This is a genomic window from Rhizobium sp. IBUN (assembly GCF_000510625.1).
Classification (GTDB): domain Bacteria; phylum Pseudomonadota; class Alphaproteobacteria; order Rhizobiales; family Rhizobiaceae; genus Rhizobium; species Rhizobium altiplani.
The window spans coordinates 113,351-138,724 of the sequence record NZ_AZNV01000003.1 but is presented as its reverse complement, the minus strand read 5'-3'; the positions used below and the strand labels follow the sequence as shown (position 1 = coordinate 138,724).

Here is a 25,374-nt window from a genome sequence, read left to right as displayed (position 1 = left end):
CTGCCCTCCCAGGAAAGGAATTTTCGTGTCCCGTCTCGTCATCGTTTCCAATCGCGTGCCAGCTCCCGTGAAGGAGGGCGCAGCCTCGGCCGGCGGACTGGCGGTGGCGCTGAAGGCGGCGCTGGAAGAACGCGGCGGTATCTGGATGGGTTGGTCCGGCAAGTCGAGCGAAAACAACGAGCCCGGCCCGCTCTCCCTGACGGAGGAAGGCAAGATCACCTATGCGCTGACCGATCTCACCGGCAAGGACGTCGAGGAATACTACTTCGGCTTCGCCAATCGCGTGCTTTGGCCGATCTGTCACTATCGGCTGGACCTTGCGGAATACGGCCGCAAGGAGATGGCGGGATATTTCCGCGTCAATCGCTTCTTCGCGCATCGGCTTGCGCCGTTGCTCAAGCCTGACGACATCATCTGGGTACATGACTACCATCTGATTCCGCTGGCCGCGGAATTGCGGCAGATGGGCTTCAAGAACCGCATCGGCTTTTTCCTGCACATTCCCTGGCCGCCCGCCGATGTGCTCTACACCATGCCGGTTCACGAGGAGATCATGCACGGACTTGCGGCCTACGATCTTGTCGGCTTCCAGACGGACCACGATCTGGAGAACTTCGCCGGTTGCCTTCGCCGCGAGGATATGGGTGATGCCATCGGCGACGGCCGCTTCACGGCGAATGGTAAGGTCTTCAAGGGCGGAGCCTACGGCATCAGCATCGAGACGGCAGCCTTTGCCGAGTTCGCCAAGAGGGCCGGCAGCCATCACATGGTGCAGAGGGCGCGGCAGAGCATCAAGGACCGCGACCTGATCATCGGCGTCGATCGGCTGGATTACTCCAAGGGCATCACCCAGCGGCTGGATGCCTTCGAGCGCTTCGTCGTCAACAATCCGGCCCACCAGCGCAAGGTCACCTATCTCCAGATCACCCCGAAGTCCCGCTCGGAGGTGCCGGAATACGAACAGATGCAACGCACCGTCGCGGAGCAGGCAGGCCGCGTCAACGGTGCCTTGGGAACCGTGGACTGGGTGCCGGTCCGCTATATCAACCGCTCCGTCAGCCGCCCAATCCTCGCCGGTCTCTATCGGCTCGCCAAAGTCGGACTGGTCACGCCGCTTCGCGACGGCATGAACCTCGTGGCAAAGGAATATGTCGCAGCGCAGGACCCGGAAGATCCAGGCGTTCTGGTGCTCTCCCGCTTTGCAGGCGCGGCGCGCGAATTGAAGAGCGGCGCGCTGCTGGTCAATCCCTATGATATCGAAGGAACGGCCAACGCGCTGGCGCGCGCCCTGAACATGCCGATGGAAGAGCGCCGCGAGCGCTGGCAGCGGATGATGGACTATCTGCTTGAGCACGACGTGTCGCGCTGGTGCGACGACTTCCTCAATGACCTCGCTGCCTGAGCGCGAGTTCAGACGATTCCCGCCTCTGCCATAAGCCATGCCGTGAGCAGATCGCTTTGAGCGTCGCGTGTTCGCGGCGGCAACAGCCAGTAACCCCGGTCCGGCGCCTCCAGCGTCGGGCCTGCGGTTCTCAGCATCCCCGACGCGAGCAGCGGGTCGACGAGGCCCATCCATCCGATGGCAACGCCCTGCTCACCGATAGCGGCCTGCACGACCAGAGAGTATGTGTTGAAGCTCAGATCGCCCTGCCCCGCGTTAGGATTGCGACTGACCCCGAGTTGCGCGAAGTACCGCCGCCAATCGAACCAAGGCGAAGGCTCCGGCGCATCGAGATGGATCAGGCGTGCGCGGGCAAGGTCAGCCGGCGTGACGATAGCGCCATGGCGATCAAGGAAGCCCTTCGTACAGACGGGCGTGACCCTTTCCGGCAAGAGCAGAACGGCCTGGCGCTCGAACTCCGCGCGCGTACCAAAGACAACGGCAACGTCTCCGTCATCAGAGCGGTCGCGCTGCACTCTTTGCGTCGCGACAATCTGAATATCGACGTTCGGGTAAAGGGCGCGGAACGCATGCATGCGCGGAATCAGCCATAGCGCGGAAAACGCATAATCCGTGCGCAGCCGGATGATCGGCCGATCTGCTTCGTTGCGGAATCGCCGCGCCAGTTCATCGATGTCGCTGACACACTTTGCCACGACATCGAGGAGACGCTGGCCTTCCGGCGTCAACTCCACTCCCCGATGCTGCCGCTTCAACAGGCTGACGCCGAGTTGCTCCTCCAAACGACGGATCTGATAGCTCGCGGCCGGCTGAGTCAGGCCAAGAACACTTGCCGCCGCCGACAGGCTCCCAGTCTTGCCAATTTCCGCGAAGATGCGCATCCACCCAAGATCGAGACGACGGCTTTCCATAAAAATTCCTTAGAGGAGACGTCAAAAAATGCCTACTTCACAGGTCATGCGATATTGATAATCAATAAATCAAACAGATGGCAAACGTGAGGGACTCTCGAACTCTAAGCAGTCGATGCCAACCAGAAGACCTCCGCAGACACGGCTAAGTTCCCGCTCTCGCAAATGAAGGACGATACGCATGGCGCGCCCGAATATTCTCATTCTGATGGTCGATCAGTTCAATGGCACGCTGTTTCCAGACGGACCGGCTGATTTCCTTCACGCGCCTCATCTGAAGGCCCTGGCAGAGCGTTCGGTGCGCTTCGCCAACACCTATACGGCAAGTCCGCTTTGCGCCCCGGCACGGGCGTCCTTCATGTCCGGGCAGTTGCCGAGTCGGACTCGCGTTTATGACAATGCCGCCGAGTTTGCGTCCGATATCCCGACCTTCGCGCACCACCTGCGGGCGGCGGGCTATCATACCGCCCTGTCGGGAAAGATGCATTTCGTCGGCCCCGACCAGCTGCATGGCTTCGAGGAACGTCTGACGACCGACATCTATCCCGCCGATTTCGGCTGGACGCCTGACTACACCAAGCCCGGCGAGCGCATCGACTGGTGGTACCACAATCTCGGCTCGGTGACGGGCGCCGGCGTTGCAGAAATCACCAATCAAATGGAGTATGATGACGAGGTCGCCTACAACGCGACCCGCAAGCTCTACGACCTCTCGCGCCGTCACGACGACCGCCCCTGGTGCCTGACGGTAAGCTTCACGCATCCGCACGACCCCTATGTCGCGCGCCGCAAGTACTGGGACCTCTACGAGAATTCCCCAGCGCTGGATCCTGAGGTCGGCACAATTCCGTTCGACGAGCAGGATCCGCACTCGCAGCGTCTGTTGAAAGCCTGTGACTATGATGCCTTCGACATCACGCCGGAACAGATCCGGCGCGCGCGACAGGGCTACTTCGCCAGTATCTCCTACATCGACGACAAGATCGGCGAGATCCTTGACGTGCTCGAGCGCGGGCGGATGGCGGACAATACGATCGTTCTGTTCGTTTCCGACCACGGCGACATGCTTGGCGACCGCGGCCTCTGGTTCAAGATGTGCTTTTTCGACGGTTCATCGCGGGTGCCTCTGACGATCGCGGCGCTGGGCTGGACACCGGCCTCTATCCGGCAGCCTGTCTCGACGCTTGATGTGACCCCGACGCTGGCGGCACTGGCGGGCATCGACATTGCCAAGCTGGCGCCATGGACGGATGGCGAGGACCTGACGCCACTTGCGACAGGCACTGGCGGTCGTGGCCCGGTGCCCATGGAGTATGCCGCGGAAGGATCGGAAGCGCCGCTCGTCTGCCTGCGGGATGGCCGCTTCAAGCTGACGCTCTGCGACAAGGACCCGCCGATGCTATTTGATCTGGAGGCGGACCCGAAAGAGCTGATCAACCTCGCCGGCGATACCGGGTATGCCGACGTCCTGGCGAAGCTCACAGCCCTGGCCGAGAAACGCTGGAACCTGCAGAATTTCGATGCCGCCGTGCGCGAAAGCCAGGCACGCCGCTGGGTGGTCTACGAAGCGTTGCGGAATGGGGCGTACTACCCTTGGGACTACCAGCCACTGCAGAAGGCGTCAGAGCGTTACATGCGCAACCACATGGATCTGAACGTACTGGAGGAAAGCCAGCGCTACCCGCGCGGCGAGTAAATTGCAGCAGCACACCTCAGCCACCACACTCCGCACGCAAAACAGGAGGCTTCGATGCAGATCAGTGCACGCAATCGCTTGAAGGGAAAGATCGTCGAGGTGAAGAAGGGTGCGACCACGGCGCACGTCCGGATCGATATCGGCGGCGGCTCCATCGTCACGGCCTCAATCACCAACGAAGCGGTCGATGAACTCGGGCTTGCCGCAGGCGGCGACGCCTATGCGGTCATCAAGGCCTCTGATGTCATGATCGCCGTCGACTGACCGTCAGGCTTTCCTGCAATAATGTGCTACGTCGTCGCCGGTCTGGAAATCGCCAGGCTGCGGCGGCGCGATCGGCTTGAACAGCGTGCGATCGGGCTTCAGATCGAGAAGCGGAGTCCCATCCAGGCAATCCATCCCCCGCACCAGCAAGACGCCGTCTTCGACCCCTTCCAGCTTGACGATCGAGGTACCGATCGGATTTGGCCGCACCGGCGAGCGAAGCGAAAACGTGCCATGGACTTTTCCGCTATTGGCGGGGCTTTGCAGAACAAGATCGCGCCGCGCCCGATCCAGCCAATAAAGTATTTCCAGCCGCTCGAAGGCTTCCACGCCCCTGAGAGCCTGTCTCCAAGGCTCGAATATCTCGATTTTGCAGAGCGGACCGTCGTGCCGCCCCTGGCGCGGTGTCTCCATGCGCGAGGTCCAGGGCGTCGAGATACGCCCGATGAACACTAGGCCAGCGTCGGTCGCCGGGGGCACTTCAACCGCGACCTCATTTTCCCTGATTTCATTCTCGCGAACCATGAACCGCTCCCTTTCGGAACGGCATCATGGCAGATCGTTGTATCCAATCCAATATCACGCCGCCTTGACGGCGTGATATTCCTTGAGGGCGGCCATCTTGATCGCCGGATAGCGCTCGGCCTCGTAACGCAGCGAGAAGCTGTCCTGCGCCAGGAACACCGGATCATGATCCAGATCCCGCGCGATATCGCCGCGACGCGCGGTGATGAACTTTTCGAGCTCCGCCGGCTGATCGGCCGAAATCCAGCGGCAGACGGAAAAGCGCGACATTTCAAAGGAAACCGGCAGGCCATATTCGGCCATCAGGCGCTCCTTCAGAACATCGAGCTGCAGGGCGCCGACAACGCCAACGATAGCCGGCGAACCATCTTCCGGCGAAAACAGCTGGACAACGCCTTCTTCAGCCATCTGTTGCAGCGCTTCCTTGAGCTTCTTCGCCTTCATGGCGTCTTCCAGACGTACGCGGCGCAGGATTTCCGGCGAGAAGTTCGGCACGCCCTGGAACACCAGCGACTCTCCTTCCGTCAGCGTATCGCCGATGCGCAGCGTGCCGTGGTTGGGAATGCCGACGACGTCGCCGGCGTAGGCCGTATCGGCCAGCTGGCGCTGCGAGGCGAAGAAGAACTGCGGCGCGGTGAGACCGAGCTGTTTGCCGGTACGCGACAGGCGAGCCTTCATGCCGCGCTCGAGCTTGCCGGAGCAGATGCGGGCAAAGGCGATGCGGTCGCGATGGTTCGGGTCCATGTTGGCCTGGATCTTGAAGACGAAGGCGGTCATCTTGTTGTCGGTCGCCTGCACGGTGCGGATATCGGCCACCTGGTCGCGCGGCGGCGGCGCAAACTCGCCGAGCGCGTCAATGAGGTCGCGAACGCCGAAATTGCGCAGCGCCGAACCAAAGAAAACCGGCGTCAGATGGCCTTCGAGGAAGGCCTTCTTGTCGAAGGGTTTGCAGGCCTCGATCGCCAGCGTCGTCTCCTCGACGAAGGCGTCGCGCTCGTTTTCCGGCAAGCGATGGGCAACCATCTCGGGATCGGTGACCTTCGTCATGATCTCCTGCGTGTCGGCACCGCGCACCTCGTTCGTTGCGAGGTGATAGGAGCCGCAGAAGGTCTTCGACCGTCCGATCGGCCACGTCACCGGCGCGCAATCGAGCGCCAGCTTTTCCTCGACTTCATCCAGGATTTCGAACGGGTCGCGGCTTTCGCGGTCCATCTTGTTGATGAAGGTGATGATTGGAATGTCGCGCATGCGGCAGACTTCGAACAGCTTCAGCGTCCGCGGCTCGATACCTTTGGCGGCGTCTATCACCATGACCGCGGCATCGACGGCCGTCAGCGTGCGATAGGTGTCGTCGGCGAAGTCTTCGTGGCCGGGCGTATCGAGAATGTTGAAGACATTGTCCTTGTACTCGAACGTCATGACCGAGGTGACAACGGAAATGCCGCGCTCACGCTCGATCTTCATCCAGTCGGAGCGCGTCTGCATGCGATCCTTCTTTGCCTTGACTTCGCCGGCAAGCTGGATGGCGCCGCCGAACAGCAGCAGTTTTTCGGTGAGCGTGGTCTTACCCGCGTCCGGGTGCGCGATAATAGCGAATGTGCGGCGGCGGGAGACCGCCTCGGCGAGACTTTCGGCCATGATGTGAATCCTGTGGAATTGCGGCGTATCTAGCGATTAAAGCCCGTCATTGCAATTGACCTTGGCGCATCGGGCGCAAACTAATGCCCCATGACAATCCATACCGATACGCGCCCGACGCTCAACATCATCCGCCTCGCCAATGGCCAGGGCCTCGATCTGCCCACTTACGAAAGCAAGGGGGCGGCCGGCATGGACCTGCGCGCCGCCGTTGATGCCGACGCGCCGACCATTCTACAGCCTGGCAAGCGTGCGATGGTGCCGACGGGCTTCGTCTTCGAAATTCCGGAAGGATTCGAGGGCCAGGTACGCCCGCGCTCCGGCCTTGCCTTCAAGCACGGCCTCACCTGCCTCAATACGCCGGGAACGATCGACAGCGACTATCGCGGCGAGGTAAAAGTCCTGTTGATCAATCTCGGCGAAGAGCCGTTTGAGATCACAAGGGGCATGCGCATCGCGCAGATGGTGATTGCGCCGGCAATCCAGGCCCATATCTGCGAAATCTCCGAGGCGAGTGCCACGGCGCGCGGCGCTGGTGGCTTCGGCTCGACCGGCGTATGACCTCCAAGGGTATCGATCATTCCGGCCTGACCTTCCGCCGAGACTATTTCGGCGACCTCAAGGCCTGGCAGGCACTGGTCGATCTCCTGAAGGACACATTCGCTATCGATATCGGCCCGTTGCAGCAAATGGGCGGGCCGGACCCGAGCAGCATGCCCTTCGGCTGGTTTGACGGCGATGGCCTGCTTGCCGCCAATCTTTCGGCCTTTGCAATGCCGCTTGTTATCAACGGTCGACCGCTGAATGCTGCCGCCTTCCAGTCCGGTGCAGTTCGCCCGCCTTGGCGTGGGCGCGGGTTGTATCGCGACCTGACCCAAAAGGCGCTCGCCTGGTGCGAGGAGAAGGGTTTCGAAGCCATCGTGCTCTACACCGACAAGCCGGCGCTCTATGGACCTTACGGCTTTCGCGTGCTGCCGCTGCACGCTTATTCCGGCAAGGCACCGACGATACCGAAAGCACAGAGGTCGGCCCGGCGTCTCAATCCGCGAGAAACGGCAGACCTGGAGATGTTAAGCGCCGCCTTGAAGACGCGTCAGCCGGTCTCGGACGTGCTCGCCGTTTGCGAGAGCGCCGCGATGTTTCTGATCAACACCCAGCTCGATCCTGGCGTCAGGATCAGCTGGCTGGAACGGGAACGGGCCGCAGTTGCATGGAAGATGGACGCGCCGCGACATGTCATGCTGCTTGACGTCGTCGGCGGCAGTATCCCGTCGCTCGCGACGATCATTGGTGCACTCGACGTCGAGGCTGAGATCGTCGATGTGCTGTTTTGCCCGGACAAGCTTGACTGGAGTGGACAGGCGAAGCCTCTTGAGAGCCACACGCGTCTGATGATCCGAGCGCCCGGCACCATCGCCTTCGATCGACCAGCCATGCTCTCGCCGATGGCCGACTTCTGAGCTACCGCTCGCGCGAAAGCGGAGGCAGACGCCGCTTGACCGGCGATGCCTTGACCATCGAGGTGCTTGTTTCGGCCTTCTCCGCAACCTTGTCGAGGATCGTGTCGAGCTCCGGCATCGAGCGGACGACGAGCCGGGCAATGAAACAGTCATCTCCCGTCACCTTGTCGCATTCCACGAACTGAGGCGTCTCCTGGATGATCCGCTGAACGACATGCAATTGCCCGGGCAGCGGCCGAACGCGCACGATCGCCTGCAGCGGATATCCAAGCGCGGCCGGGTCGATGTCGATCGTGAAGGCGGCGATGATCCCGCGCTCTTCCAGGCGGCGGAGGCGTTCAGCGGCACTGGGCGAGGACAGCCCGGCAGCCTGGGCCAGTTCCTTCAACGAGATGCGGGCGTTCTCCGCCAACGCCTCCAGGATCTTCTGGTCGACATCGTCGATCACATTATCATTAGGCGATACAGACATTATACCTCACAATGATAGGAAAGAGCCGCAACCAACCTAATGCAAACTATATAATGCGGCGCACTGCCGCAATAGTCTTCATCCATCGAGATGGAGAGATGTGATGCAGAGCGAAATCCGCGCCGGCACGACCCAAATGACCGCCGCAATGCTGATATCGGGGACAATCGGTTGGTTCGTGGTAATGTCCGGCCAGCCGGTGAGCGGCGTGGTGTTCTGGCGCTGCCTCTTTGGCGCGATCAGCCTGCTTGTCGTGTGCGCGGCAATAGGGCTGCTGCGACCGGGCGTCATCAGCCTGAAATCGGCAGGCATCGCTGTCCTCGGCGGCGTGGCCATCGTGCTCAACTGGTTGCTGCTCTTTGCATCCTACGGCCACGCATCGATTTCGATCGCGACGACCGTCTACAACACGCAGCCTTTCATGCTGCTTGCGCTGGGCGCCCTGTTCCTCGGCGAAAAGATCACCGCCGCAAAGCTGTTTTGGCTGACGCTGGCCTTTGCCGGCATGGCGGCCATCGTCGAGGCCAAGCCGGCCGCGGCGGGTGGCCATGAGGGATATGGCCTCGGTATCCTGCTGGCGCTCGGTGCCGCCTTTTTCTACGCTCTCGCGGCGATCGCGGCAAAATGGCTCAAAGGAACGCCGCCGCATCTTATCGCGCTGATCCAGGTGGCGACCGGCGTGCTGATGTTGCTGCCGACGGTGAATTTTTCTGAGCTGCCCACAAATGGCCAGTCATGGTCGATCCTGATTACCCTGGGTGTCGTGCATACCGGTCTGATCTATGTGCTGCTTTATGGCGCGATCCAGAAGCTGCCGATCCATCTGATCGGAGCGCTGTCATTCATCTATCCGATTGCGGCGATCCTGGTGGACCGTTTGGCCTTCGGACACGCCTTGCAGCCGCTGCAGCTCGTCGGCGCTGCCGTCATTCTGGTCGCTGCGGCCGGAATGAACCTTGGCTGGACGCCCGCGCAGCTGTTGCGTACGCGGGCGGGCTGATGATTTAGAGCCTTTCAGGTTTAAAGGACCGGCTACTTCTGCTGCCGGGTCGTTTCGAACAGGAACCAGGTGCGGCGCTCAGCCTCGTCGATCCAGACCTCCAGCAGGCTTGTCGTCGCGAAATCATTATGCTCTGAGCAGACATCGTGCGTCTCGCGCAACAGCGAGACCAGCTGCTTGTTGTCATCACGCAGTTCCGCCAGCATGTCCTCAGGCGTGACGTAGTCTGCATCGTTGTCGTTGATGCGTTGCAGGCGGCCGATATGGCCGATCGAGCGCAGTGTCGTGCCGCCGATTTTGCGGGCGCGCTCGGCGATCGCATCGGTGGTGGCGAAGATCTGCTCGGCCTGCTCGTCGAGCATCAGGTGATAGTCGCGAAAATGCGGCCCCGACATGTGCCAGTGGAAATTCTTGGTCTTCATGTAGAGCGCAAAGACATCCGCCAGCAGCGCCGCCAGGGCGGCCGAAATATCCTGAATGGCATTGCTTTTCAGGTCGGTGGGGGTGGCGAGCGGGGCGATTTTGCGCTTTTCGGCGGCAGTGGGGCTCATCAGTGTCTCCTTTGGCGAGCGGCGGGTGGCAGGTGTCGGCGCGGTGGGGGGATGCAGGCTCCACCAGCCATAATCACCGCCTTGGAACTAGAACCGCGACAGGCAGCGTCAATAGCGACAAGCGACCGCAGCATGATGACAGAACGACGCTCCTTGAATGGAGCGGGCCGCAGGCGTAGAAGGCGGCTGAAGCAGGAGTCCACATCATGTCATTCACCGCCCTTTTAGCTTACGCTGCGGCGCTGTTCATCGCGGCGGCAATTCCGGGACCGGGCATCACGGCGATCGTCGCGCGCGCGCTCGGTTCGAATTTTCGCGAGACGTTTTTCATGGGCCTCGGCCTCGTGCTGGGCGACATGACCTATCTGACTGCCGTCATCCTCGGGCTCGCCTTCGTGGCACAGACCTTCACCGAGGTCTTCATCGTCATCAAGGTCGCCGGTGCGCTCTATCTCTGCTACATCGCCTACAAGCTATGGACCGCCGGGCTGCTGCCCCAGGACATCGCGGCCAAGAAGGCAAGCAGTGCCGGCATGAGCTTCCTGTCCGGACTGCTGGTCACGCTCGGCAACCCCAAGACCATGCTTTTCTACGTCGCCCTGGTGCCGACGCTGATTAATATCAACAGCGTCGGACCTCGCGAATACTGCACCCTCCTGGCAACCACCTTCGTCGTCCTGCTCGTGGTTCTGGTGCCCTATATGCTGCTGGCGTCGCGGGCGCGTATCATGCTCAAGCAGCCCCGCGCGCTGCAGGCGCTGAACAAGACAGCGGCAGGCATTCTGGCCGGTACGGCAGCCTTTATCGCCACCCGTACGGCGTGAAAAATTCAACCGGCAAAGTTCGGTTCTTAAAGGTTTTTTTCTCAAAGGATGGCCTCAAGCGGGTGAAGCCAGACTGGTTTCCATGCGCCTTTGACCCTATTCTCTCCGCACATTTCACCCAGGGAGAGCCTAATGTCGAAGAAACCTGGCCGCGGCCGCATCTATTCCTCGATCACCGAAACTATTGGCGATACACCGATCGTGCGGCTCGACAAGCTCGCCAAGGCGAAAGGCGTAAAGGCGAACCTGCTGGCCAAGCTTGAGTTCTTCAATCCGATCGCGTCCGTAAAGGACCGCATCGGCGTCGCGATGATCGAGTCTCTGGAATCGCAGGGCAAGATTTCGCCCGGCAAGACGACCCTCATCGAGCCGACATCGGGCAATACCGGGATTGCGCTGGCTTTCGCCGCTGCGGCGAAGGGATACAAGCTGATCCTGACCATGCCGGAAACCATGTCCGTCGAGCGCCGCAAGATGCTGGCGCTGCTTGGCGCCGAGCTCGTGCTGACGGAAGGTCCGAAGGGCATGAAGGGTGCGATCGCCAAGGCTGAGGAACTGGCTGCGACGCTCCCGGATGCGATTATCCCGCAGCAATTCGAAAACCCGGCCAACCCGGAAATCCACCGCCGCACGACGGCCGAGGAGATCTGGAATGATACCGACGGTACGGTCGACATCCTGGTTTCCGGCATCGGCACAGGCGGCACCATTACGGGCGCCGGCCAGGTGCTGAAGTCGAAGAAGCCCGGCATCAAGGTGGTCGCCGTCGAGCCGACGGAATCTCCGGTCCTTTCCGGCGGCCAGCCGGGACCGCACAAGATCCAGGGCATCGGCGCAGGCTTCGCGCCGGCAATCCTCGACACCCATATCTACGACGAGATCGTTACGGTAAGCGGCCCCGAGGCGCTGGAACTTGCCCGCGAAGTCGCCAGGCTCGAAGGCGTGCCCGTTGGCATCTCCTCCGGCGCAGCACTGGCCGCTGCTATCCAGGTCGGCCAACGAGACGAGAATGCTGGGAAAAATATAGTTGTGATCATTCCGTCCTTTGCCGAGCGCTATCTCTCGACCGCGCTGTTCGATGGCCTTGGAAGCTAGGCAACGCCTTTTCTGCAGCATCTGGGGCGCCTCGGCGCCCCTTTCTGTTCAGGCAGCCGTGCTTAGCCGCCCACCGGCGATGCGATAGGAAATTGCTTCAGCGAGGTGAATGCGGCCCCTGCCCTTTGATATCGGCTAGATCAGGCAGGTTCGCCGTATTCGCGCGGATCGCCGGTTCCGGACGGGCGGGACCTGGGTGCCACGAAAGTGATTGGCAAGCGCGATGAGGCTGCGGGGCGCGAGGATGTCGATATCGGGACCGGCCCAGGCTGCCTCGGCACCGCTCTCGGCCGGACAGATCAAGCCCTTGCCGATCGCGTTGGCGCCAATGGCCGCCGGCAGTGCCCCGGCAACGGGAGCGATCGTGCCGTCGAGATTGAGCTCGCCGATAACCACGTAGCCGGAGAGCGCGTCCGCAGGGATCGCGCCGAGAGCGGCCATCAAGCCGAGGGCAATCGGCAGATCGAAGTGGGAGCCCTCTTTCGGCAAGTCAGCCGGTGCCAGATTGACGGTAATCTTCTTGGCTGGCAGAGCCAGGCCGGAGGCGTGCAATGCCGCGTGAACGCGCTCTCGACTTTCGGCAACGGCCTTGTCCGAAAGCCCAACGATCTAGGTCACGACCTGAACTTCGACCGGAACACCCTCAATGCCCTGAAATGCAACCGTGCTGACGCGTGCGACCATGCCCCAATCCCCTGTGCCGCATCCCACTACACTACAGTTTAACGACGTATCATTGTCGACAATTGCAATCTTTCATAGAAAACAGAATGGAACAAGAACAATAAAAGAACGAATTCAAGCCTGCGCTGTAGTCAGGTTGTGGTTGGTTGCACTAGCAGAACAAAGTAAGGAAACGCCCGGATCGATGCCAATCCGGGCGCTCACAAACTCATTATAATTTTGCGGAAGAGCTCTCCTCACCGCGCATGAGGCGGCGAAGCCAAGCGCTAGGCGCGCTTGCGCTCAATCGCGTCCCAAAGAAGGGCTGAGATGTCGGCGCCGCCAAATTTGCGGACCTCCCGAATGCCCGTCGGCGACGTGACGTTGATCTCCGTCATGTAGTCGCCGATGACATCGATGCCGACAAAGAGGAAACCGCGTTCCTTGAGCGCAGGGCCGATACGCTTGCAGATTTCGATTTCGCGGGCCGTCAGGTCAGTCGCCTCGGCGCGGCCACCGACATGCATGTTGGAACGGCTGTCGTGCTCGGCGGGGACGCGATTGATGGCACCGACCGGCTCGCCGTCGACGAGCAGGATGCGCTTGTCGCCCTTGCGGACATCCGGGAGATATTGCTGCGCGATGAAGGGCTCGCGGAACAGCTGACCGAACATTTCGAGCAGCGACGACAGGTTGCGGTCGTCCCTGGTCGAATGGAAAACGCCGGCGCCGCCATTGCCGTAGAGCGGCTTCAGGATGATGTCGCCCATCTCGTCCCGGAACCTGCGAATTTCGGCCGCGTCCTTGGTGATCAGCGTCTTCGGCATCAGATCTGCAAATTCGGTGACGAAAATCTTCTCGGGCGAATTCCGGACCCACGCCGGGTCGTTGACGACGAGCGTCTTCGGGTGGATTCGCTCCAGCAGGTGCGTCGAGGTGATATAGGCCATGTCGAACGGCGGGTCCTGGCGCAGCAGGACCACATCCATCGTCGACAGATCCACGCGTTCCGGCGCCCCCAGCTCGAAGTGATCGCCCTTGACGTCGCGCAGCACCATCGGCTCCACGGTGGCGTACAGATTGCCATCCCTGAAGCTCAGGCGCTCAGGCGTGTAATGGAAGAGCTTGTAGCCACGGGTCTGGGCTTCCAGGCTCATCGCAAAGGTGGAATCGCCTGCAATATTGATGCCGGCAACATGGTCCATCTGGACCGCTACATTCTTGATCTTGGCCATTTCCGTCCCTTAGCTGATGCCGGACAGATGTAGGCTGCAGATGCCTTGAAAGCAACGCCAATCAATGGCGTCCGGGGCGATGAGCGGGCGAATTCCTCAGGCCGCGATGCCGCTCTTCGGCGCCTCGCCGCGCAACAGGCTGCGAAGCCGGTAGACAAGCGCGACCGGCTTCGGAAACGGCTTTCTCAGGAATGCGACCTTGCGCACATAATTGTCGACGCGCCAGCAGGCCCAGGTGCCCGCCGCGAAGAACGCAACGTCGCCAGCCTCCAGCGTCCGCTCCGTGCCATCCTCGGCAACAATATGGACGCCGCCTTCAAGGATCATCACCGTTTCGTCCCAGTAGAAGTGCCAGCGGAATTCGCCGGCTGTGCAATCCCAGATCGCCGTATATGCCGCATCATCATTGCTGCGCGAATGCTCGCCGGTGCGGGCCTGTGGCTCGCCGCCGATGATCCAGTCCGGGTTGATGGGCGTCGCGTGCATGACGAAGTTATCCCCGGACTTCGCCACGAAGGTCTTTGCTGCCGGTTGCGGAAGACTCGGAAGGGGCACTACCCGCGCGGCCATCGCGACCACGCTCGCCAGCATCACATGAATACCCATGAGCAACCCCCGCTGCTATCCAGTCCTTGTCGGGATAGCAGAGAGTCGTAAAGGCACCGTACAGGCGGTCGGTACAATTTGAGTGATCAGCCCAAGGCGTCAGGCGATTTCCGTTTTCACCTGGACGACCTGCGGAGACACGGTATCGCCGATGCGCTTCCCCGTTTCCTGATTGAAGAAATGCAGCTTCTCGGTGGCCACGCGTAACCGCAACTCGGACTTCAGCTCTGTCTCAGGGGACAGGACTGCCGTCAATGATTGGTCGCCCAGATTTCCATGCACGAGACGCTGGGAACCAAGCTCTTCCACATAGTCTACCGCAACGGTCATGGCATGTTCGCCGGGACCGGCAAGGCGGAGGTCCTCGGCGCGCATGCCGACGGTGACCGGCCCCGATGTAGGAGCAAGCCCCGCAAGGTCGATCATGCTTGGCCCCAATGCGAGCTTGTCGCCATGCAGTTCGCCCTTGAGCAGGTTCATGGCCGGCGAGCCGATAAAGCTCGCGACGAAGGTCGAGGCCGGGGTGTGGTAGACCTCGAGCGGCGCGCCGATCTGCTCGATCTCGCCGCCGTTCAGAACCACCAGGCGATCGGCCAGCGTCATGGCTTCCAGCTGGTCGTGGGTGACGTAGATCGAGGTGGTGCCGAGCCGGCGTTGCAGCCGCTTGATCTCGCCGCGCATCGAGACGCGCAGCTTGGCGTCGAGGTTGGACAAGGGCTCGTCGAACAGGAAGGCCGCCGGCTTGCGCACGATCGCGCGGCCCATGGCAACGCGCTGACGCTGGCCGCCGGACAAGGCGCGCGGCTTGCGCTCGAGGTATGCTTCGAGTTGCAGCATGCGCGCGGCTTCCGCGACGCGGGCGTCGATCTCGGCCTTCGGCGTCTTGCGATTGCGCAGGCCGTAGGCAAGGTTTTCATAGACCGACATATGCGGATAAAGCGCGTAGTTCTGGAAGACCATGGCAATGTCGCGCTCGGCCGGATCGATCTTGTTGACGACGCGATTGCCGATCTTCACGTCACCCTTGGAGATCTCCTCCAGTCCCGCGACCATACGAAGCAGAGTGGATTTTCCGCAGCCGGAGGGGCCGACGAGGACGACGAACTCGCCGTCCTTGATGTCGATGCTCACGGATTTCACCGCATGCACGTCCCCGGTATAGATCTTGGAGACCTGATTGATTTCGATGGCGGCCATCGGCGTTTCCTTTACTTGTCGCTTTCGGTGAGGCCCTTGATGAACCAGCGCTGGAACACCACGACGATGATGACAGGCGGTAGCATCGCGAGGATCGCGATCGCAAAGGCTTCGTTGTAATCGGGGATCTGAGCGCCGACCCAGACCAGCAGGATCTGCTTGATGCCGCGCACCAGCGTGTAGAAGCTCTCGTCATTGGTCATCAGCATTGGCCAGAGATACTGGTTCCAGCCATAGACGAACATGATGATGAAGATGGCTGCCACCATCGTCTTCGAGAGCGGCACGATGACGTCGAAGAAGAACTTGATCGGGCCGGCGCCGTCGATGCGCGCCGCCTCGAGCAGCTCGTCCGGGATCGATTTGAAGAACTGCCGGAAAAAGAAGGTGCCGGTTGCCGAGGCGAGTAGCGGCACGATCAGGCCGGTATAGGTGTTGATGAGGTGCAGTTGGTGCATCACCTCATAGGAAGGAAGGATGCGGACCTCGAGCGGCAGCAGCAAGGTCGTGAAGATCATCCAGAAAAACAGCGTTCCAAGTCGAAAGCGGAAATAGACGATCGCATAGGCGGCGAGCATCGACAGCACGATCTTTCCGACGGCAAAGCCGATACCGAGGATCAGCGAGTTCATCAGCATCCGGGTGCCGGTCACCTGTCCGGTGAAACCACCTTCGCGGTTCAGGACCGCATTGTAGGTCTCGACGAAATGGTTCCCCCACCTGAGCGTCAAACCGTTGCGGTGAATTTCGGCCGCCTCGTGCGTCGAGGTGAAGAAGGCGACGACGACGGGCGCCATCATGACGAAGACGCCCAGGAGCAGGATAATGTGATCGGTTATCTTGAGACGATACATTGCGCCCCCTCAATTGTAGTGAACGCGCCGCTCAAGGAAGCGGAACTGGAAGACCGTGAGCACGAAGACGACAATCATCAGGATTACCGACTGGGCCGAGGAGCCGCCGAGGTCGTTGCCACGGAAGCCGTCCATGTAGACCTTGTAGACAAGGGTGATCGGATTGTTGGCGGCCTTGTCCTTCACCATCACGTCGACGATGCCGAAGGTATCGAACAGCGAATAGGTGACGTTGATGACGAAGAGGAAGAAGGCGGTCGGCGCCAGGAGCGGCAGGATGACGGTCCAGAAGCGGCGGAAGCCCGAACGGCAGTCGAGCGCCGCGGCCTCGCGAACGGAAACGGGAATGCCCTGAAGGCCAGAGAGAAAGAAGATGAAATTATACGGGATCTGCTTCCAAACGGAGACGACCACCATCGCAAAGGCCGTGTCGAAGTAGTTCAGGCCGATCTTCATGTCCCAGCCGAACAAGGCGGCGAAACGCACAAAGGGGCCCATGTGCTGGTCGAAGAACATCATGCCGATCAGGCCGGCGACCGGCGGGGCGATCGCATAGACCGAAATTAGCACGGTCTTGTAAGCCGAGCTGCCGCGAATGACAGCGTCCGCCTTGACCGCCAGCAGGAGGCCAAGCGACAGCGAGAAAAACGTGACAAGCGCCGTGAAGATCGCCGTAAAGCCGGCAATCGAGCGGTACTCCGCGCTTTCGAGGATGCCCTTGTAATTGTCGAAGCCCACGAAGGTGGAGCCGAAGCCGAAGGGATCCTCAAGGAAGAACGAGGACTTCACCGCCTGAACGGACGGCCAATAGAAGAAAATGAAAATCACCGCCATCTGCGGCAGCAGGAAGAGATAAGGCAGCGTTGGCGACGAAAACTGCACGCGCTTCATGGCGGGACCTTTTTGCAAAGCGGTTCCGGAAACGGCGAACGCCCCCGGAACCGTTGTCTTTCAGCAATGGGCTAGATCAGCCGGCAGTCTTGGCAAAACGCTCGAGGAGCTGGTTGCCTTCCTTCTCGATGGTGTCGAAAGCGTCCTTGACGGAGGTTTCGCCCGAGAAGATGCGGCCGTATTCGCGTTCCATGATTTCGCGGATCTGCGGGTAGAAGCCGAGGCGGTAGCCCTTCGACCATTCGCCATCATCCAGCTTCAGCTGCTTGATACCGACTTCGGCAACCGGCTCCTTGTCGTAGTAGCCTTCCTTCTTGGCGAGCTCGTAGGCTGCCTCGGTGATGGCGACGTAACCGGTTGCCTGGTGGTAGAACTTCTGGATCTCAGGCGAGGTCAGGAACTGGAAGAAGTCGGCAACGCACTTGTTCTCCTCAGCCGACTTGCCGGACATTGCGAAGAGCACCGCGCCGCCGATGAAGCTGTGGGTGCCGGCGCCCTTGATCGCACCCCAATACGGCAGGAAGGTTGCCGAGAAGGGCATCGTTGCCGTCTTCTTCAGGCCGCCGAAGGAGCCCGAGGAACCGATCCAGAGAGCGACCTTGCCTTCTTCAAAGGGCTTCTGGTTGTCGTTCCAGCCGGCGCCGTAGTACTTGAAGTAGCCTTCGTCGGACCAGGCCTTCAGCTTGTCGAACATCATGATGAGGTTCGGATCGGTGACCTTGAGCTTGGTGTCGACAACGCTGTCGTAGCCGTTGTTGTTGGTGGCGAACTGGATGTTGTTGCGCGAGAAGAAGTTCTCGGTGAATTCCCAGGTCAACTGCGACTGGACGAGCGGGATATAGCCGGCCTCCTTGAGCTTCGGAGCAATTGCTTCGAACTCTTCCCAGGTCTTCGGAGCTTCGACGCCAGCCTTCTTCAGCGCTTCCGGATTGATGTACATAATCGGTGCGGAAGAGTTGAAGGGCATGCCGACGAACTTGCCGTCAGCGGCGGCGTAGAAATAGCGAACGCCGGGAATGAAGGCATTGCGGTCGAACTTGTAGCCGGCGTCCTTGATCAAGTCTTCGGCCGGAACGACAGCGCCCTTGGCGTTGATGATGGTTGCTGCACCTGCGTCGAAGACCTGCAGAATGTTCGGCTGTTCGCCCGAACGGAAGGCCGCGATGCCGGCGGCAAGTGCTTCTTCATATGTGCCCTTGCTGACCGGGGTCAGGGCGCAGGCGGACTGCGCAGCGTTGAACTTCTGTGCAACCTCATTGATGACTTCGCCGTTGCGGCCGCCCATGCCGTGCCACCAGGTGATGTTGGTCGCAGCAAAGGACGACGACGCCGAAAAGCTGGCCGCCATGGCGGCCATAGAAATTTTCTTGAACATGGCTAATCCCTCTCCACCAATTGTTGGGGTGAGGAGTGCAATAGAGGCCTTCCATGACGCCTCCTTGATGGTTTCATGACAGGACTGTTACAGCCGGATCCTTTTGCACGCGATTGCAATGACGTCAGAAGGCATTCGGAAAGTTCGCGGCAGGCGGCCGGGCAGGATGGCCACGATGTCGTAACGCCGCGAAAGCAAAGCATAATCGCGTTGTCGCTGTAGCCACAGATCGCTGGCCGCTCTGATGCGGTTTTGCGCTGTAGGAGACACGGCGTCGATCGCGCTCATCTCCTCGCGCCGCGCCTTCACTTCAACAAAAATCGCCAGGTTGCGCTTTGCAATGATGTCTATTTCCCCGAGCTTGGTGCGATAGCGCAGCGCGACGATGCGATAGCCCTTCAGCATAAGATAAAGAGCAGCGAGATACTCGGAGACCTGGCCCCGACCGAGCGCCCTGCGGCGGTCGGCAGCAGCAGCCCTATCGCCCATCGCCGCCCTTCATGTCGAGAAGCCGCTGATAGAGTTCCTTCTTGGAGACGCCAGTCAGCTTCGATGCCTCGGCTGCCGCTTTGGAGGTCGGCAGGGTTCTTGCCAGATAGGCCAAGATCGCATCGACGTCGGCAGCTTCGACCACCCGTTCGGGAGGCGGACCTATGACCAACACGATCTCGCCTTTGACGTTGTCGACATCGGCGTAGTGGGCAGCCAGCGTCCCTAGGGTGCCGCGGCGAAACTCTTCGAAGGCTTTGGTCAGTTCGCGACAGACGCAAGCCGACCGGTCTGCACCGAGCACATCGGCGGCGGCGGCAAGGGTCGCAGCAATGCGATGCGGCGATTCAAAGAACATCAGCGTCGCGGGGGCCGCCTCTAACTCCGCCAGCCGATCGCGACGGGCCTTGTCCTTGGTCGGCAGAAAACCGGCGAACAAGAACGCATCATTCGGCAGGCCGGAACCCACGAGAGCCGCAAGCGGTGCCGAGGCACCGGGGATTGGCACGACGCGATAGCCGGCCTCGATGGCGCTCTGTGCGAGGCGATAGCCGGGATCGGAGACCAGGGGCGTTCCGGCGTCCGAGACGAGAGCGACTGACTTGCCGGCCTCCAGCGCCTGCAGGAGCCGCGGACCAGCCTCGTCGGCATTGTGTTCGTGATAGGCATAGGGGCGGTTCTGAATGCCAAAACGGTCGAGCAAGACGCGGGTGACGCGCGTGTCTTCGCAGGCCAGCACATCGGCGCCGGCAAGCGTTTCCAACGCACGCAGCGTGATGTCGCCGAGATTGCCTATCGGCGTCGCAACGAGGTAAAGCGCCGGCTCCAACGGTCGTGCCGGAACAGACATATTATGCAGGCGGAAGCTGCGTTGCCTGCCGCCATCGGTCATCACATCGTCATTGCTCAAGGTATCGATACTCTCCTCTGGTTTCCGCTTTTATGGGCGAGACCCCGCCGTTCGGCAAGGCCGCAGCAATTTCTGTGTGCATTGCACCGGAAAACGGCAAATGCACTGGCGCGGCCATTCGCGCCTCTTGCAATCGGTCTCAAAATCCTGCCATTTTCCCTATCCACTCTATGGTCCCTTTTGGGCAAAGGCATTCCTTGCGGCGCGCAACATGCGCGCTCAAGCAGTAACGGTCGAAAGCGGTAGCATCCCATGCGTATTACAATTGAGCGGTCCAACCTTTTGAAGTCGCTGAACCACGTGCATCGCGTGGTCGAACGCCGGAACACGATCCCGATTCTGTCCAACATCCTGCTGCGCGCCGACGGCCAGAATCTGGACATGAAGGCGACCGACCTCGATCTCGAAGTGACCGAAGCGACGCCTGCGAATGTCGAGCAGGCCGGCGCCACTACGGTCCCCGCCCATCTTCTTTACGACATTGTGCGCAAGCTGTCTGATGGCTCCGAAGTTCTGCTGGCGACCAGCACCGACGGCGGCTCGATGACCGTCCAGTCCGGTCGTTCCAAGTTCTCGTTGCAGTGCCTGCCGGAGTCGGACTTCCCTGACCTCACCGCCGGCACCTTCAGCCATACCTTCAAACTGAAGGCGACCGATCTCAAGATGCTGATCGATCGCACCCAGTTCGCGATCTCGACCGAGGAAACCCGCTACTATCTGAACGGCATCTTCTTCCACACCATCGAGAGCAAGGGTGACCTGAAGCTGCGTGCCGTCGCAACCGATGGCCACCGCCTCGCCCGCGCCGACGTGGATGCACCATCCGGCTCGGAGGGAATGCCCGGCATCATCATCCCGCGCAAGACCGTCGGCGAACTGCAGAAGCTCGTCGATGTGCCTGATGCGATGGTGACCGTGGAAGTCTCGGACGCCAAGATCCGCCTCAGCATCGGCTCGATCGTCATGACCTCGAAGCTCATCGACGGCACGTTCCCGGACTACCAGCGCGTCATCCCGACCAACAACGACAAGGAAATGCGCGTCGATTGCACGACGTTTGCTCAGGCCGTCGACCGCGTGTCGACGATCTCCTCTGAGCGCGGTCGCGCCGTCAAGCTCGCCCTCTCCGACGGCCAATTGCTGCTCACCGTCAACAATCCGGATTCAGGCAGCGCAACCGAAGAAGTCGCGGTCGGCTACGACACCGACTCGATGGAAATCGGCTTCAACGCCAAATACCTGCTTGATATCACCGCGCAGCTTTCCGGCGATGAAGCGATCTTCCTGCTCGCCGACGCCGGCTCGCCGACGCTCATTCGCGACACGGCTGGCGACGATGCCCTTTATGTGCTGATGCCGATGCGCGTCTAGCCGCGCGTCGCATCTACGGTGCAAACTTTGCCAATTGCGACGTCAGGCCTTGTTTTTCGGCGGAACTGACTGCAATTAGAGAGCGGGCTGTTTTGTTGCATATCTAGGAGGACGGGCATGGCGTTGCGCCTAAAGGAACGGCTGGGCAAAAAATTCGATGAAGAAATCCGCTTCTTCAAAGGAATGATGCAGGGGCCGAAGACTGTCGGTTCGATTGTTCCCACCTCCTCCATAACGGCCCGCAAGATGGCAAGCGTCATCAACCCGCATTCGGGACTGCCGGTCCTTGAGCTCGGCCCGGGTACCGGCGCAATCACCAAGGCCATTCTTGGTCGCGGCGTGAAACCCGAGAAGCTGGTCGCCGTCGAATATTCGACGGATTTCTACGAGCACCTGGTCCGGCTCTATCCGGGCGTGAACTTCATCAACGGCGATGCGTTCAATCTCGACAAGACGCTCGGATCGATGAAGGATCAGACGTTCGATTCCGTCGTATCCGCCGTCCCGCTTTTGAATTTCCCGATGCAGGCGCGCATCGCGCTGCTCGAAAGCCTGCTCGACCGCTTGCCGGCAGGCCGCCCCGTTGTCCAGATCTCCTACGGCCCGGTGTCGCCGATCATCGCGCGGCCGGATCGCTACCATATCCAGCACTTCGACTTTATCGTCCGCAACATTCCGCCGGCACAGCTCTGGATCTACCGACGCGGCTGACCCGGTGTTCGGCCTCTACGTCACCCATCCGCAGGTGAGGATCGACGCAGCGGTTCCCGTGCCGAAATGGGGGCTGTCGGAGATCGGCGCCGCACGCGCCCACAAGGCCGCCGAACGCCGCTGGGCAAAGCAGCTGCGCCGCATCGTTTCCAGCGACGAGACAAAGGCGATCGAGACTGCCGAGATCCTTGCAGCCGCAGCGCAGGTGACCGTCGAGATCGTCCACGACATGCATGAGAACGACCGCTCGGCGACCGGTTTCATGCCGCCCCCCGAGTTCGAGAAGGCGGCCGACTGGTTCTTTGCGCATCCCGAGGCGAGCTTCAAAGGCTGGGAGCGTGCGATCGACGCCCAGCGGCGTGTCGTTTCCGCCGTCACAGATATCCTCGCGTCGCACAATCCCGCCCTGCCCATCGCATTCGTCGGCCATGGAGGCGTCGGCACGCTGCTCAAGTGCCACCTTGAGGGCCGCCCGATCCGGCGTGATGGCGATCAACCGGGAGGCGGTGGCAATCTCTACTGTTTCAGCCTTGCGGATCGACGCCCGTCGTGCGACTGGACGCCTATCGAAGAGTGGCAGGGATGGATGTGAGATGGACGTACGCGAACGCCTGATCGTCGGGCTGGATGTTCCAACACTTGGCGAGGCCGAAAGAATCGTCCATACGCTCGGCGACGACGTCGTCTTCTACAAGATCGGATATCAGCTGGCTTTTGCCGGCGGCCTGGAATTTGCGCGTGATCTTGCCAAGAGCGGCAAGAAGATCTTCCTCGACATGAAGCTGCTCGACATCGACAACACGGTTGCATCGGGTGTCGAGAACATCGTCAAGATGGGCATGTCGATGCTGACGCTGCACGCCTATCCGAAGGCGATGAAGGCCGCCGTCGACGCCGCCAAGGGCTCCGACCTCTGCCTGCTCGGCGTGACCGTACTGACGTCGATGGACGAGCAGGACCTGGTCGCGGCCGGCTACGAATACGATCCGCATACGCTGGTTTTGCGCCGCGCCGAACAGGCCCACCTCGCCGGTATGGGCGGCATCGTCTGCTCCGCAGAGGAATCGGCGGCCGTGCGCAAGATCATCGGCCCCGATATGGCGCTGGTCACGCCGGGCATTCGCCCTGCCGGCGCCGACAAGGGCGACCAGAAGCGCGTGATGACGCCGGCTGACGCACTGAAGGCCGGCTCCAGCCATCTGGTCGTTGCCCGCCCGATCGTGAAGGCAGCCCATCCCCGCGAAGCGGCTCGCGCAATCCTCGCCGAAATGTCGGCGGCCCTTTAATAATCTGACAAACAGGGAGGACCTGAAATGGCAAAGGCATATTGGATCGCACGCGTCGATGTTCGTGATGTCGAGCGCTACAAGGACTACGTCGCAGCAGGAAAGCTGGCCTTCGATAAGTATGGCGCCAACTTCCTCGCCCGGGGCGGCGCGATCACCGAGCTCGAGGGCAAGTCCCGCGCACGCAACGTTGTGATCGAGTTTCCCTCGATGCAGCACGCTGTCGATTGCTATAATTCGCCGGAATACCAGATCGCTGCGAAAATCCGCCAGGAAATCGCCGACGCCGAAATGATCGTCGTCGAAGGCATCTAAGACGAGTTCTCAGCCGTGAGATCTGCCGCGCGATGACCCTTTTCGTCGCGTCGTGATTGGTCTAAGACGAAACCAGATCGACCACACAACCGAGCCTTTCGAGGAGCCTGTCATGACCCTTGCCAACCTGCCGCCACTCGTTACCGTGTTCGGAGGGTCCGGCTTCATCGGCAGGCACGTCGTCCGTGAACTGGCAAAGCGCGGCTATCGCATCCGCGTCGCCGTTCGCCGCCCGGATCTCGCCGGCTTCCTGCAGCCGCTCGGCAATGTCGGCCAGATCTCCTTCGTTCAGGCAAACCTGCGCTACCGCAACTCCATCGACCGTGCCGTCGAGGGCGCCGACTTTGTCGTGAACTGCGTCGGCATTCTGCACGAAGCCGGCCGCAATTCCTTCGAGGCGGTTCAGGAGTTTGGCGCACGTGCTGTCGCTGAAGCCGCTCGCGGCGTCGGCGCCAAGCTGATCCACATCTCAGCAATCGGCGCAAACGCGCACTCCGATTCAGCCTACGCCCGCACCAAGGGCCGCGCAGAGGCAGCGATCCACGCGATCAAGCCGGATGCCATCATCTACCGCCCGTCCGTCGTCTTCGGTCCCGAGGACAGCTTCTTCAACAAGTTTGCCGACATGGCGCGCATCGCGCCGGCGCTGCCGCTGGTCGGCGGCGGCAAGACGAAGTTCCAGCCGGTCTATGTCGTCGACGTGGCCGAAGCCGTGGCAAAGGCAGTCGAGGGCAAGGTGACCGCGGGCCAGGTTTACGAGCTTGGTGGCCCCGAGGTGCTGACCTTCCGCGAATGTCTCGAGGTCATGCTCAAGACAACCTGGCGCAAAAATCGTCTGGTTTCGCTTCCCTTTGGCATTGCCTCGCTCATCGGCAGCATCGCTTCGCTCATTCCGTTCGTCACACCGCCGATCACCTCCGACCAGGTGCGTCTGCTGAAGAAGGACAATGTCGTTTCGAAGGAAGCGGAAACCGAAGGCCGGACGCTGAAGGGTATCGGCGTCACACCGACGCTGGTGAACTCGGTCATCGGCTCTTACCTCGTGCAGTACCGTCCGCACGGGCAGTACACCGGATCGGGCAAGGCGGCCTGAGAGCTGCGACCTTCCCAAAGCAACACGCCGCTCGCGACCTTCACGGGCGGCGTTTCACGTGGAAGGTTTTTTCAGAATCGCAGAAGTTGTGAACGCTTTTTTCCCTGTAGCAGACCGGCACTCGTTGCATAAAAGTCGCACGTAAAAATTAGCGGAATTAACACCAAATTTAGCAGGAACATTTATTGCTATTTGTCATTCCACTGACTACACACCCCGCGCGTTTCCCAATGGACTCAGCGCCTTGACGGCGCACTAACGACTTTTGAAAGGCTTTCTTCAATGGGTAGGTCAATCGCGCTCCTGTTTGCGTGTGCGGCGCTGGTTATTCTGGCAGGCTCCTTCATTGCGCCCGGATCGGTTGCAGCGGTGAAGGGTGAGTGCTCGCCGGCCTACGGTGTCGATCCCTGCGAGACCGGCTCGATTAGCCGATAATAAAAAACCGGCGCTCTTCACGCCGGTTTTTTCTTGCCTTGCTTTCGGTAGTGGAACTGATCCGCATCCGCGCCACAAGGACTCGGATGCGTCGATCAAGTGCGT

At 60.9% G+C, this 25,374-nt stretch carries 28 protein-coding genes and 1 pseudogene; 15 read left to right on the top strand and 14 right to left on the bottom strand.

Translation table 11 applies throughout. From position 1 onward, the window contains the following. Positions 1-25: 25 nt before the first annotated feature. On the top strand, positions 26-1,402 hold the full coding sequence (gene otsA, locus RHIBUN_RS0104765; RefSeq protein ID WP_018116806.1) for an alpha,alpha-trehalose-phosphate synthase (UDP-forming): 1,377 nt from the start codon (positions 26-28) through the stop codon (positions 1,400-1,402). A gap of 8 nt (positions 1,403-1,410) precedes the next feature. Here the strand turns inward: otsA and RHIBUN_RS0104760 are convergent, their stop codons facing one another. After that, positions 1,411-2,313, bottom strand: a complete 903-nt coding sequence (locus RHIBUN_RS0104760; protein ID WP_025658662.1) for a LysR substrate-binding domain-containing protein — start codon at positions 2,311-2,313, stop codon at positions 1,411-1,413. Between the two features lie 181 nt (positions 2,314-2,494). Between RHIBUN_RS0104760 and betC the strand changes: the two genes are divergently transcribed. Next, positions 2,495-4,009, top strand: a complete 1,515-nt coding sequence (gene betC, locus RHIBUN_RS0104755; RefSeq protein ID WP_025658661.1) for a choline-sulfatase — start codon at positions 2,495-2,497, stop codon at positions 4,007-4,009. 54 nt (positions 4,010-4,063) lie between these two features. Further along, a complete protein-coding gene (locus RHIBUN_RS0104750) occupies positions 4,064-4,273 on the top strand; it encodes a TOBE domain-containing protein (protein ID WP_018855162.1) in 210 nt (69 codons plus the stop codon). Between the two features lie 3 nt (positions 4,274-4,276). On the opposite strand, the gene tsaA is transcribed toward RHIBUN_RS0104750, so the two are convergent. Together tsaA and RHIBUN_RS0104740 are read right to left on the bottom strand one after the other, a co-directional pair. Next, on the bottom strand, positions 4,277-4,798 hold the full coding sequence (gene tsaA / locus RHIBUN_RS0104745) for a tRNA (N6-threonylcarbamoyladenosine(37)-N6)-methyltransferase TrmO (protein WP_025658660.1): 522 nt from the start codon (positions 4,796-4,798) through the stop codon (positions 4,277-4,279). A gap of 54 nt (positions 4,799-4,852) precedes the next feature. Next, positions 4,853-6,436 carry a peptide chain release factor 3 gene (locus RHIBUN_RS0104740; protein ID WP_018116811.1) on the bottom strand — a complete coding sequence of 528 codons (1,584 nt, stop codon included), beginning with the start codon at positions 6,434-6,436 and terminating at the stop codon, positions 4,853-4,855. A gap of 90 nt (positions 6,437-6,526) precedes the next feature. Here RHIBUN_RS0104740 and dut point away from each other — a divergent pair, with 90 nt between their 5' ends. Both dut and RHIBUN_RS0104730 read left to right on the top strand, forming a co-directional pair. Further along, complete coding sequence (gene dut, locus RHIBUN_RS0104735; protein WP_025658659.1) at positions 6,527-6,997, top strand: dUTP diphosphatase; 471 nt, start codon at positions 6,527-6,529, stop codon at positions 6,995-6,997. Continuing rightward, positions 6,994-7,896, top strand: a complete 903-nt coding sequence (locus RHIBUN_RS0104730) for a GNAT family N-acetyltransferase (protein ID WP_025658658.1) — start codon at positions 6,994-6,996, stop codon at positions 7,894-7,896. Before dut ends, RHIBUN_RS0104730 begins: the two co-directional genes overlap by 4 nt. Before the next feature lies 1 nt (position 7,897). Here the strand turns inward: RHIBUN_RS0104730 and RHIBUN_RS0104725 are convergent, their stop codons facing one another. After that, positions 7,898-8,368 carry an Lrp/AsnC family transcriptional regulator gene (locus RHIBUN_RS0104725; protein ID WP_025658657.1) on the bottom strand — a complete coding sequence of 157 codons (471 nt, stop codon included), beginning with the start codon at positions 8,366-8,368 and terminating at the stop codon, positions 7,898-7,900. 103 nt (positions 8,369-8,471) lie between these two features. Here RHIBUN_RS0104725 and RHIBUN_RS0104720 point away from each other — a divergent pair, with 103 nt between their 5' ends. Then, a complete protein-coding gene (locus RHIBUN_RS0104720; RefSeq protein ID WP_025658656.1) occupies positions 8,472-9,368 on the top strand; it encodes a DMT family transporter in 897 nt (298 codons plus the stop codon). A 32-nt stretch (positions 9,369-9,400) separates the two neighbouring features. Here RHIBUN_RS0104720 and RHIBUN_RS0104715 read toward each other — a convergent pair whose 3' ends face one another. After that, positions 9,401-9,919 (bottom strand): DNA starvation/stationary phase protection protein, encoded by a 519-nt coding sequence (locus RHIBUN_RS0104715; RefSeq protein ID WP_018116816.1) that lies wholly within the window; start codon positions 9,917-9,919, stop codon positions 9,401-9,403. 206 nt (positions 9,920-10,125) lie between these two features. On the opposite strand from RHIBUN_RS0104715, the gene RHIBUN_RS0104710 reads away from it, so the two are divergent. Both RHIBUN_RS0104710 and cysK read left to right on the top strand, forming a co-directional pair. Continuing rightward, entirely contained in the window at positions 10,126-10,743 is a 618-nt protein-coding gene (locus tag RHIBUN_RS0104710) for a LysE family translocator (protein WP_018116817.1), read from the top strand. A gap of 132 nt (positions 10,744-10,875) precedes the next feature. Continuing rightward, on the top strand, positions 10,876-11,838 hold the full coding sequence (gene cysK / locus RHIBUN_RS0104705; protein ID WP_018116818.1) for a cysteine synthase A: 963 nt from the start codon (positions 10,876-10,878) through the stop codon (positions 11,836-11,838). Positions 11,839-11,956: 118 nt separating this feature from the next. Here the strand turns inward: cysK and RHIBUN_RS33085 are convergent. The 9 genes and pseudogenes from RHIBUN_RS33085 to rsmI form a co-directional block, all read right to left on the bottom strand. Beyond that, positions 11,957-12,522 (bottom strand): annotated as a pseudogene (locus tag RHIBUN_RS33085) (magnesium chelatase domain-containing protein); the annotation flags it as partial. 266 nt (positions 12,523-12,788) lie between these two features. After that, positions 12,789-13,736, bottom strand: coding sequence for a glutathione synthase (gene gshB, locus RHIBUN_RS0104695; protein ID WP_025658654.1), 948 nt, complete (start codon positions 13,734-13,736; stop codon positions 12,789-12,791). Positions 13,737-13,832: 96 nt separating this feature from the next. Beyond that, complete coding sequence (locus RHIBUN_RS0104690; protein ID WP_025658653.1) at positions 13,833-14,342, bottom strand: cupin domain-containing protein; 510 nt, start codon at positions 14,340-14,342, stop codon at positions 13,833-13,835. A gap of 99 nt (positions 14,343-14,441) precedes the next feature. Then, on the bottom strand, positions 14,442-15,539 hold the full coding sequence (locus RHIBUN_RS0104685) for a sn-glycerol-3-phosphate import ATP-binding protein UgpC (protein ID WP_025658652.1): 1,098 nt from the start codon (positions 15,537-15,539) through the stop codon (positions 14,442-14,444). Positions 15,540-15,550: 11 nt separating this feature from the next. Beyond that, positions 15,551-16,393 carry a sn-glycerol-3-phosphate ABC transporter permease UgpE gene (gene ugpE / locus RHIBUN_RS0104680; RefSeq protein ID WP_025658651.1) on the bottom strand — a complete coding sequence of 281 codons (843 nt, stop codon included), beginning with the start codon at positions 16,391-16,393 and terminating at the stop codon, positions 15,551-15,553. Positions 16,394-16,402: 9 nt separating this feature from the next. Beyond that, positions 16,403-17,284 carry an ABC transporter permease subunit gene (locus RHIBUN_RS0104675; protein ID WP_025658650.1) on the bottom strand — a complete coding sequence of 294 codons (882 nt, stop codon included), beginning with the start codon at positions 17,282-17,284 and terminating at the stop codon, positions 16,403-16,405. 76 nt (positions 17,285-17,360) lie between these two features. Further along, complete coding sequence (locus RHIBUN_RS0104670; RefSeq protein ID WP_025658649.1) at positions 17,361-18,659, bottom strand: extracellular solute-binding protein; 1,299 nt, start codon at positions 18,657-18,659, stop codon at positions 17,361-17,363. Positions 18,660-18,746: 87 nt separating this feature from the next. Further along, entirely contained in the window at positions 18,747-19,148 is a 402-nt protein-coding gene (locus RHIBUN_RS0104665; protein WP_025658648.1) for a YraN family protein, read from the bottom strand. After that, positions 19,138-20,040, bottom strand: a complete 903-nt coding sequence (gene rsmI, locus RHIBUN_RS0104660) for a 16S rRNA (cytidine(1402)-2'-O)-methyltransferase (RefSeq protein WP_037215011.1) — start codon at positions 20,038-20,040, stop codon at positions 19,138-19,140. The genes RHIBUN_RS0104665 and rsmI overlap by 11 nt, the downstream gene beginning before the upstream one ends. Positions 20,041-20,310: 270 nt before the next feature. Here rsmI and dnaN point away from each other — a divergent pair, with 270 nt between their 5' ends. The 7 genes from dnaN to RHIBUN_RS36755 all read left to right on the top strand — a co-directional run bounded on the left by dnaN (position 20,311) and on the right by RHIBUN_RS36755 (position 25,269). Next, positions 20,311-21,429: a DNA polymerase III subunit beta gene (gene dnaN, locus RHIBUN_RS0104655; RefSeq protein ID WP_018116831.1), complete on the top strand. Its 1,119-nt coding sequence runs from the start codon at positions 20,311-20,313 to the stop codon at positions 21,427-21,429. A 117-nt stretch (positions 21,430-21,546) separates the two neighbouring features. Beyond that, a complete protein-coding gene (gene pmtA / locus RHIBUN_RS0104650) occupies positions 21,547-22,140 on the top strand; it encodes a phospholipid N-methyltransferase PmtA (protein ID WP_018116832.1) in 594 nt (197 codons plus the stop codon). Positions 22,141-22,144: 4 nt separating this feature from the next. After that, complete coding sequence (locus RHIBUN_RS0104645) at positions 22,145-22,732, top strand: histidine phosphatase family protein (protein WP_025658646.1); 588 nt, start codon at positions 22,145-22,147, stop codon at positions 22,730-22,732. 1 nt (position 22,733) lies between these two features. After that, a complete protein-coding gene (pyrF, locus tag RHIBUN_RS0104640; protein WP_025658645.1) occupies positions 22,734-23,426 on the top strand; it encodes an orotidine-5'-phosphate decarboxylase in 693 nt (230 codons plus the stop codon). Positions 23,427-23,453: 27 nt separating this feature from the next. Beyond that, the gene (locus RHIBUN_RS0104635) at positions 23,454-23,741 is read left to right on the top strand and encodes a DUF1330 domain-containing protein (RefSeq protein WP_018116835.1); all 288 of its coding nucleotides are present in this window, start codon (positions 23,454-23,456) and stop codon (positions 23,739-23,741) included. Between the two features lie 112 nt (positions 23,742-23,853). Further along, positions 23,854-24,834, top strand: coding sequence for a complex I NDUFA9 subunit family protein (locus RHIBUN_RS0104630; RefSeq protein WP_018116836.1), 981 nt, complete (start codon positions 23,854-23,856; stop codon positions 24,832-24,834). A gap of 282 nt (positions 24,835-25,116) precedes the next feature. Continuing rightward, on the top strand, positions 25,117-25,269 hold the full coding sequence (locus RHIBUN_RS36755; protein WP_007799501.1) for a hypothetical protein: 153 nt from the start codon (positions 25,117-25,119) through the stop codon (positions 25,267-25,269). Positions 25,270-25,374: the final 105 nt, after the last annotated feature.

Excerpts from the sequence above, each read along its gene's own strand:
- RHIBUN_RS0104725 (WP_025658657.1), bottom strand. The coding sequence starts at position 8,368 with ATGTCTGTATCGCCTAATGATAATGTGATCGACGATGTCGACCAGAAG.
- RHIBUN_RS0104740 (WP_018116811.1), bottom strand. The coding sequence starts at position 6,436 with ATGGCCGAAAGTCTCGCCGAGGCGGTCTCCCGCCGCCGCACATTCGCT.
- tsaA (WP_025658660.1), bottom strand. The coding sequence starts at position 4,798 with ATGGTTCGCGAGAATGAAATCAGGGAAAATGAGGTCGCGGTTGAAGTG.
- betC (WP_025658661.1), top strand. The coding sequence starts at position 2,495 with ATGGCGCGCCCGAATATTCTCATTCTGATGGTCGATCAGTTCAATGGC.
- ugpE (WP_025658651.1), bottom strand. The coding sequence starts at position 16,393 with ATGTATCGTCTCAAGATAACCGATCACATTATCCTGCTCCTGGGCGTC.
- RHIBUN_RS0104690 (WP_025658653.1), bottom strand. The coding sequence starts at position 14,342 with ATGGGTATTCATGTGATGCTGGCGAGCGTGGTCGCGATGGCCGCGCGG.
- dut (WP_025658659.1), top strand. The coding sequence starts at position 6,527 with ATGACAATCCATACCGATACGCGCCCGACGCTCAACATCATCCGCCTC.
- RHIBUN_RS0104670 (WP_025658649.1), bottom strand. The coding sequence starts at position 18,659 with ATGTTCAAGAAAATTTCTATGGCCGCCATGGCGGCCAGCTTTTCGGCG.
- RHIBUN_RS0104730 (WP_025658658.1), top strand. The coding sequence starts at position 6,994 with ATGACCTCCAAGGGTATCGATCATTCCGGCCTGACCTTCCGCCGAGAC.
- pmtA (WP_018116832.1), top strand. The coding sequence starts at position 21,547 with ATGGCGTTGCGCCTAAAGGAACGGCTGGGCAAAAAATTCGATGAAGAA.
- rsmI (WP_037215011.1), bottom strand. The coding sequence starts at position 20,040 with ATGACCGATGGCGGCAGGCAACGCAGCTTCCGCCTGCATAATATGTCT.
- RHIBUN_RS0104675 (WP_025658650.1), bottom strand. The coding sequence starts at position 17,284 with ATGAAGCGCGTGCAGTTTTCGTCGCCAACGCTGCCTTATCTCTTCCTG.
- RHIBUN_RS0104685 (WP_025658652.1), bottom strand. The coding sequence starts at position 15,539 with ATGGCCGCCATCGAAATCAATCAGGTCTCCAAGATCTATACCGGGGAC.
- RHIBUN_RS0104715 (WP_018116816.1), bottom strand. The coding sequence starts at position 9,919 with ATGAGCCCCACTGCCGCCGAAAAGCGCAAAATCGCCCCGCTCGCCACC.
- RHIBUN_RS0104635 (WP_018116835.1), top strand. The coding sequence starts at position 23,454 with ATGGCAAAGGCATATTGGATCGCACGCGTCGATGTTCGTGATGTCGAG.
- RHIBUN_RS0104630 (WP_018116836.1), top strand. The coding sequence starts at position 23,854 with ATGACCCTTGCCAACCTGCCGCCACTCGTTACCGTGTTCGGAGGGTCC.
- cysK (WP_018116818.1), top strand. The coding sequence starts at position 10,876 with ATGTCGAAGAAACCTGGCCGCGGCCGCATCTATTCCTCGATCACCGAA.
- dnaN (WP_018116831.1), top strand. The coding sequence starts at position 20,311 with ATGCGTATTACAATTGAGCGGTCCAACCTTTTGAAGTCGCTGAACCAC.
- RHIBUN_RS0104710 (WP_018116817.1), top strand. The coding sequence starts at position 10,126 with ATGTCATTCACCGCCCTTTTAGCTTACGCTGCGGCGCTGTTCATCGCG.
- gshB (WP_025658654.1), bottom strand. The coding sequence starts at position 13,736 with ATGGCCAAGATCAAGAATGTAGCGGTCCAGATGGACCATGTTGCCGGC.
- pyrF (WP_025658645.1), top strand. The coding sequence starts at position 22,734 with ATGGACGTACGCGAACGCCTGATCGTCGGGCTGGATGTTCCAACACTT.
- RHIBUN_RS0104760 (WP_025658662.1), bottom strand. The coding sequence starts at position 2,313 with ATGGAAAGCCGTCGTCTCGATCTTGGGTGGATGCGCATCTTCGCGGAA.
- RHIBUN_RS0104720 (WP_025658656.1), top strand. The coding sequence starts at position 8,472 with ATGCAGAGCGAAATCCGCGCCGGCACGACCCAAATGACCGCCGCAATG.
- RHIBUN_RS36755 (WP_007799501.1), top strand. The coding sequence starts at position 25,117 with ATGGGTAGGTCAATCGCGCTCCTGTTTGCGTGTGCGGCGCTGGTTATT.
- RHIBUN_RS0104750 (WP_018855162.1), top strand. The coding sequence starts at position 4,064 with ATGCAGATCAGTGCACGCAATCGCTTGAAGGGAAAGATCGTCGAGGTG.
- RHIBUN_RS0104665 (WP_025658648.1), bottom strand. The coding sequence starts at position 19,148 with ATGGGCGATAGGGCTGCTGCTGCCGACCGCCGCAGGGCGCTCGGTCGG.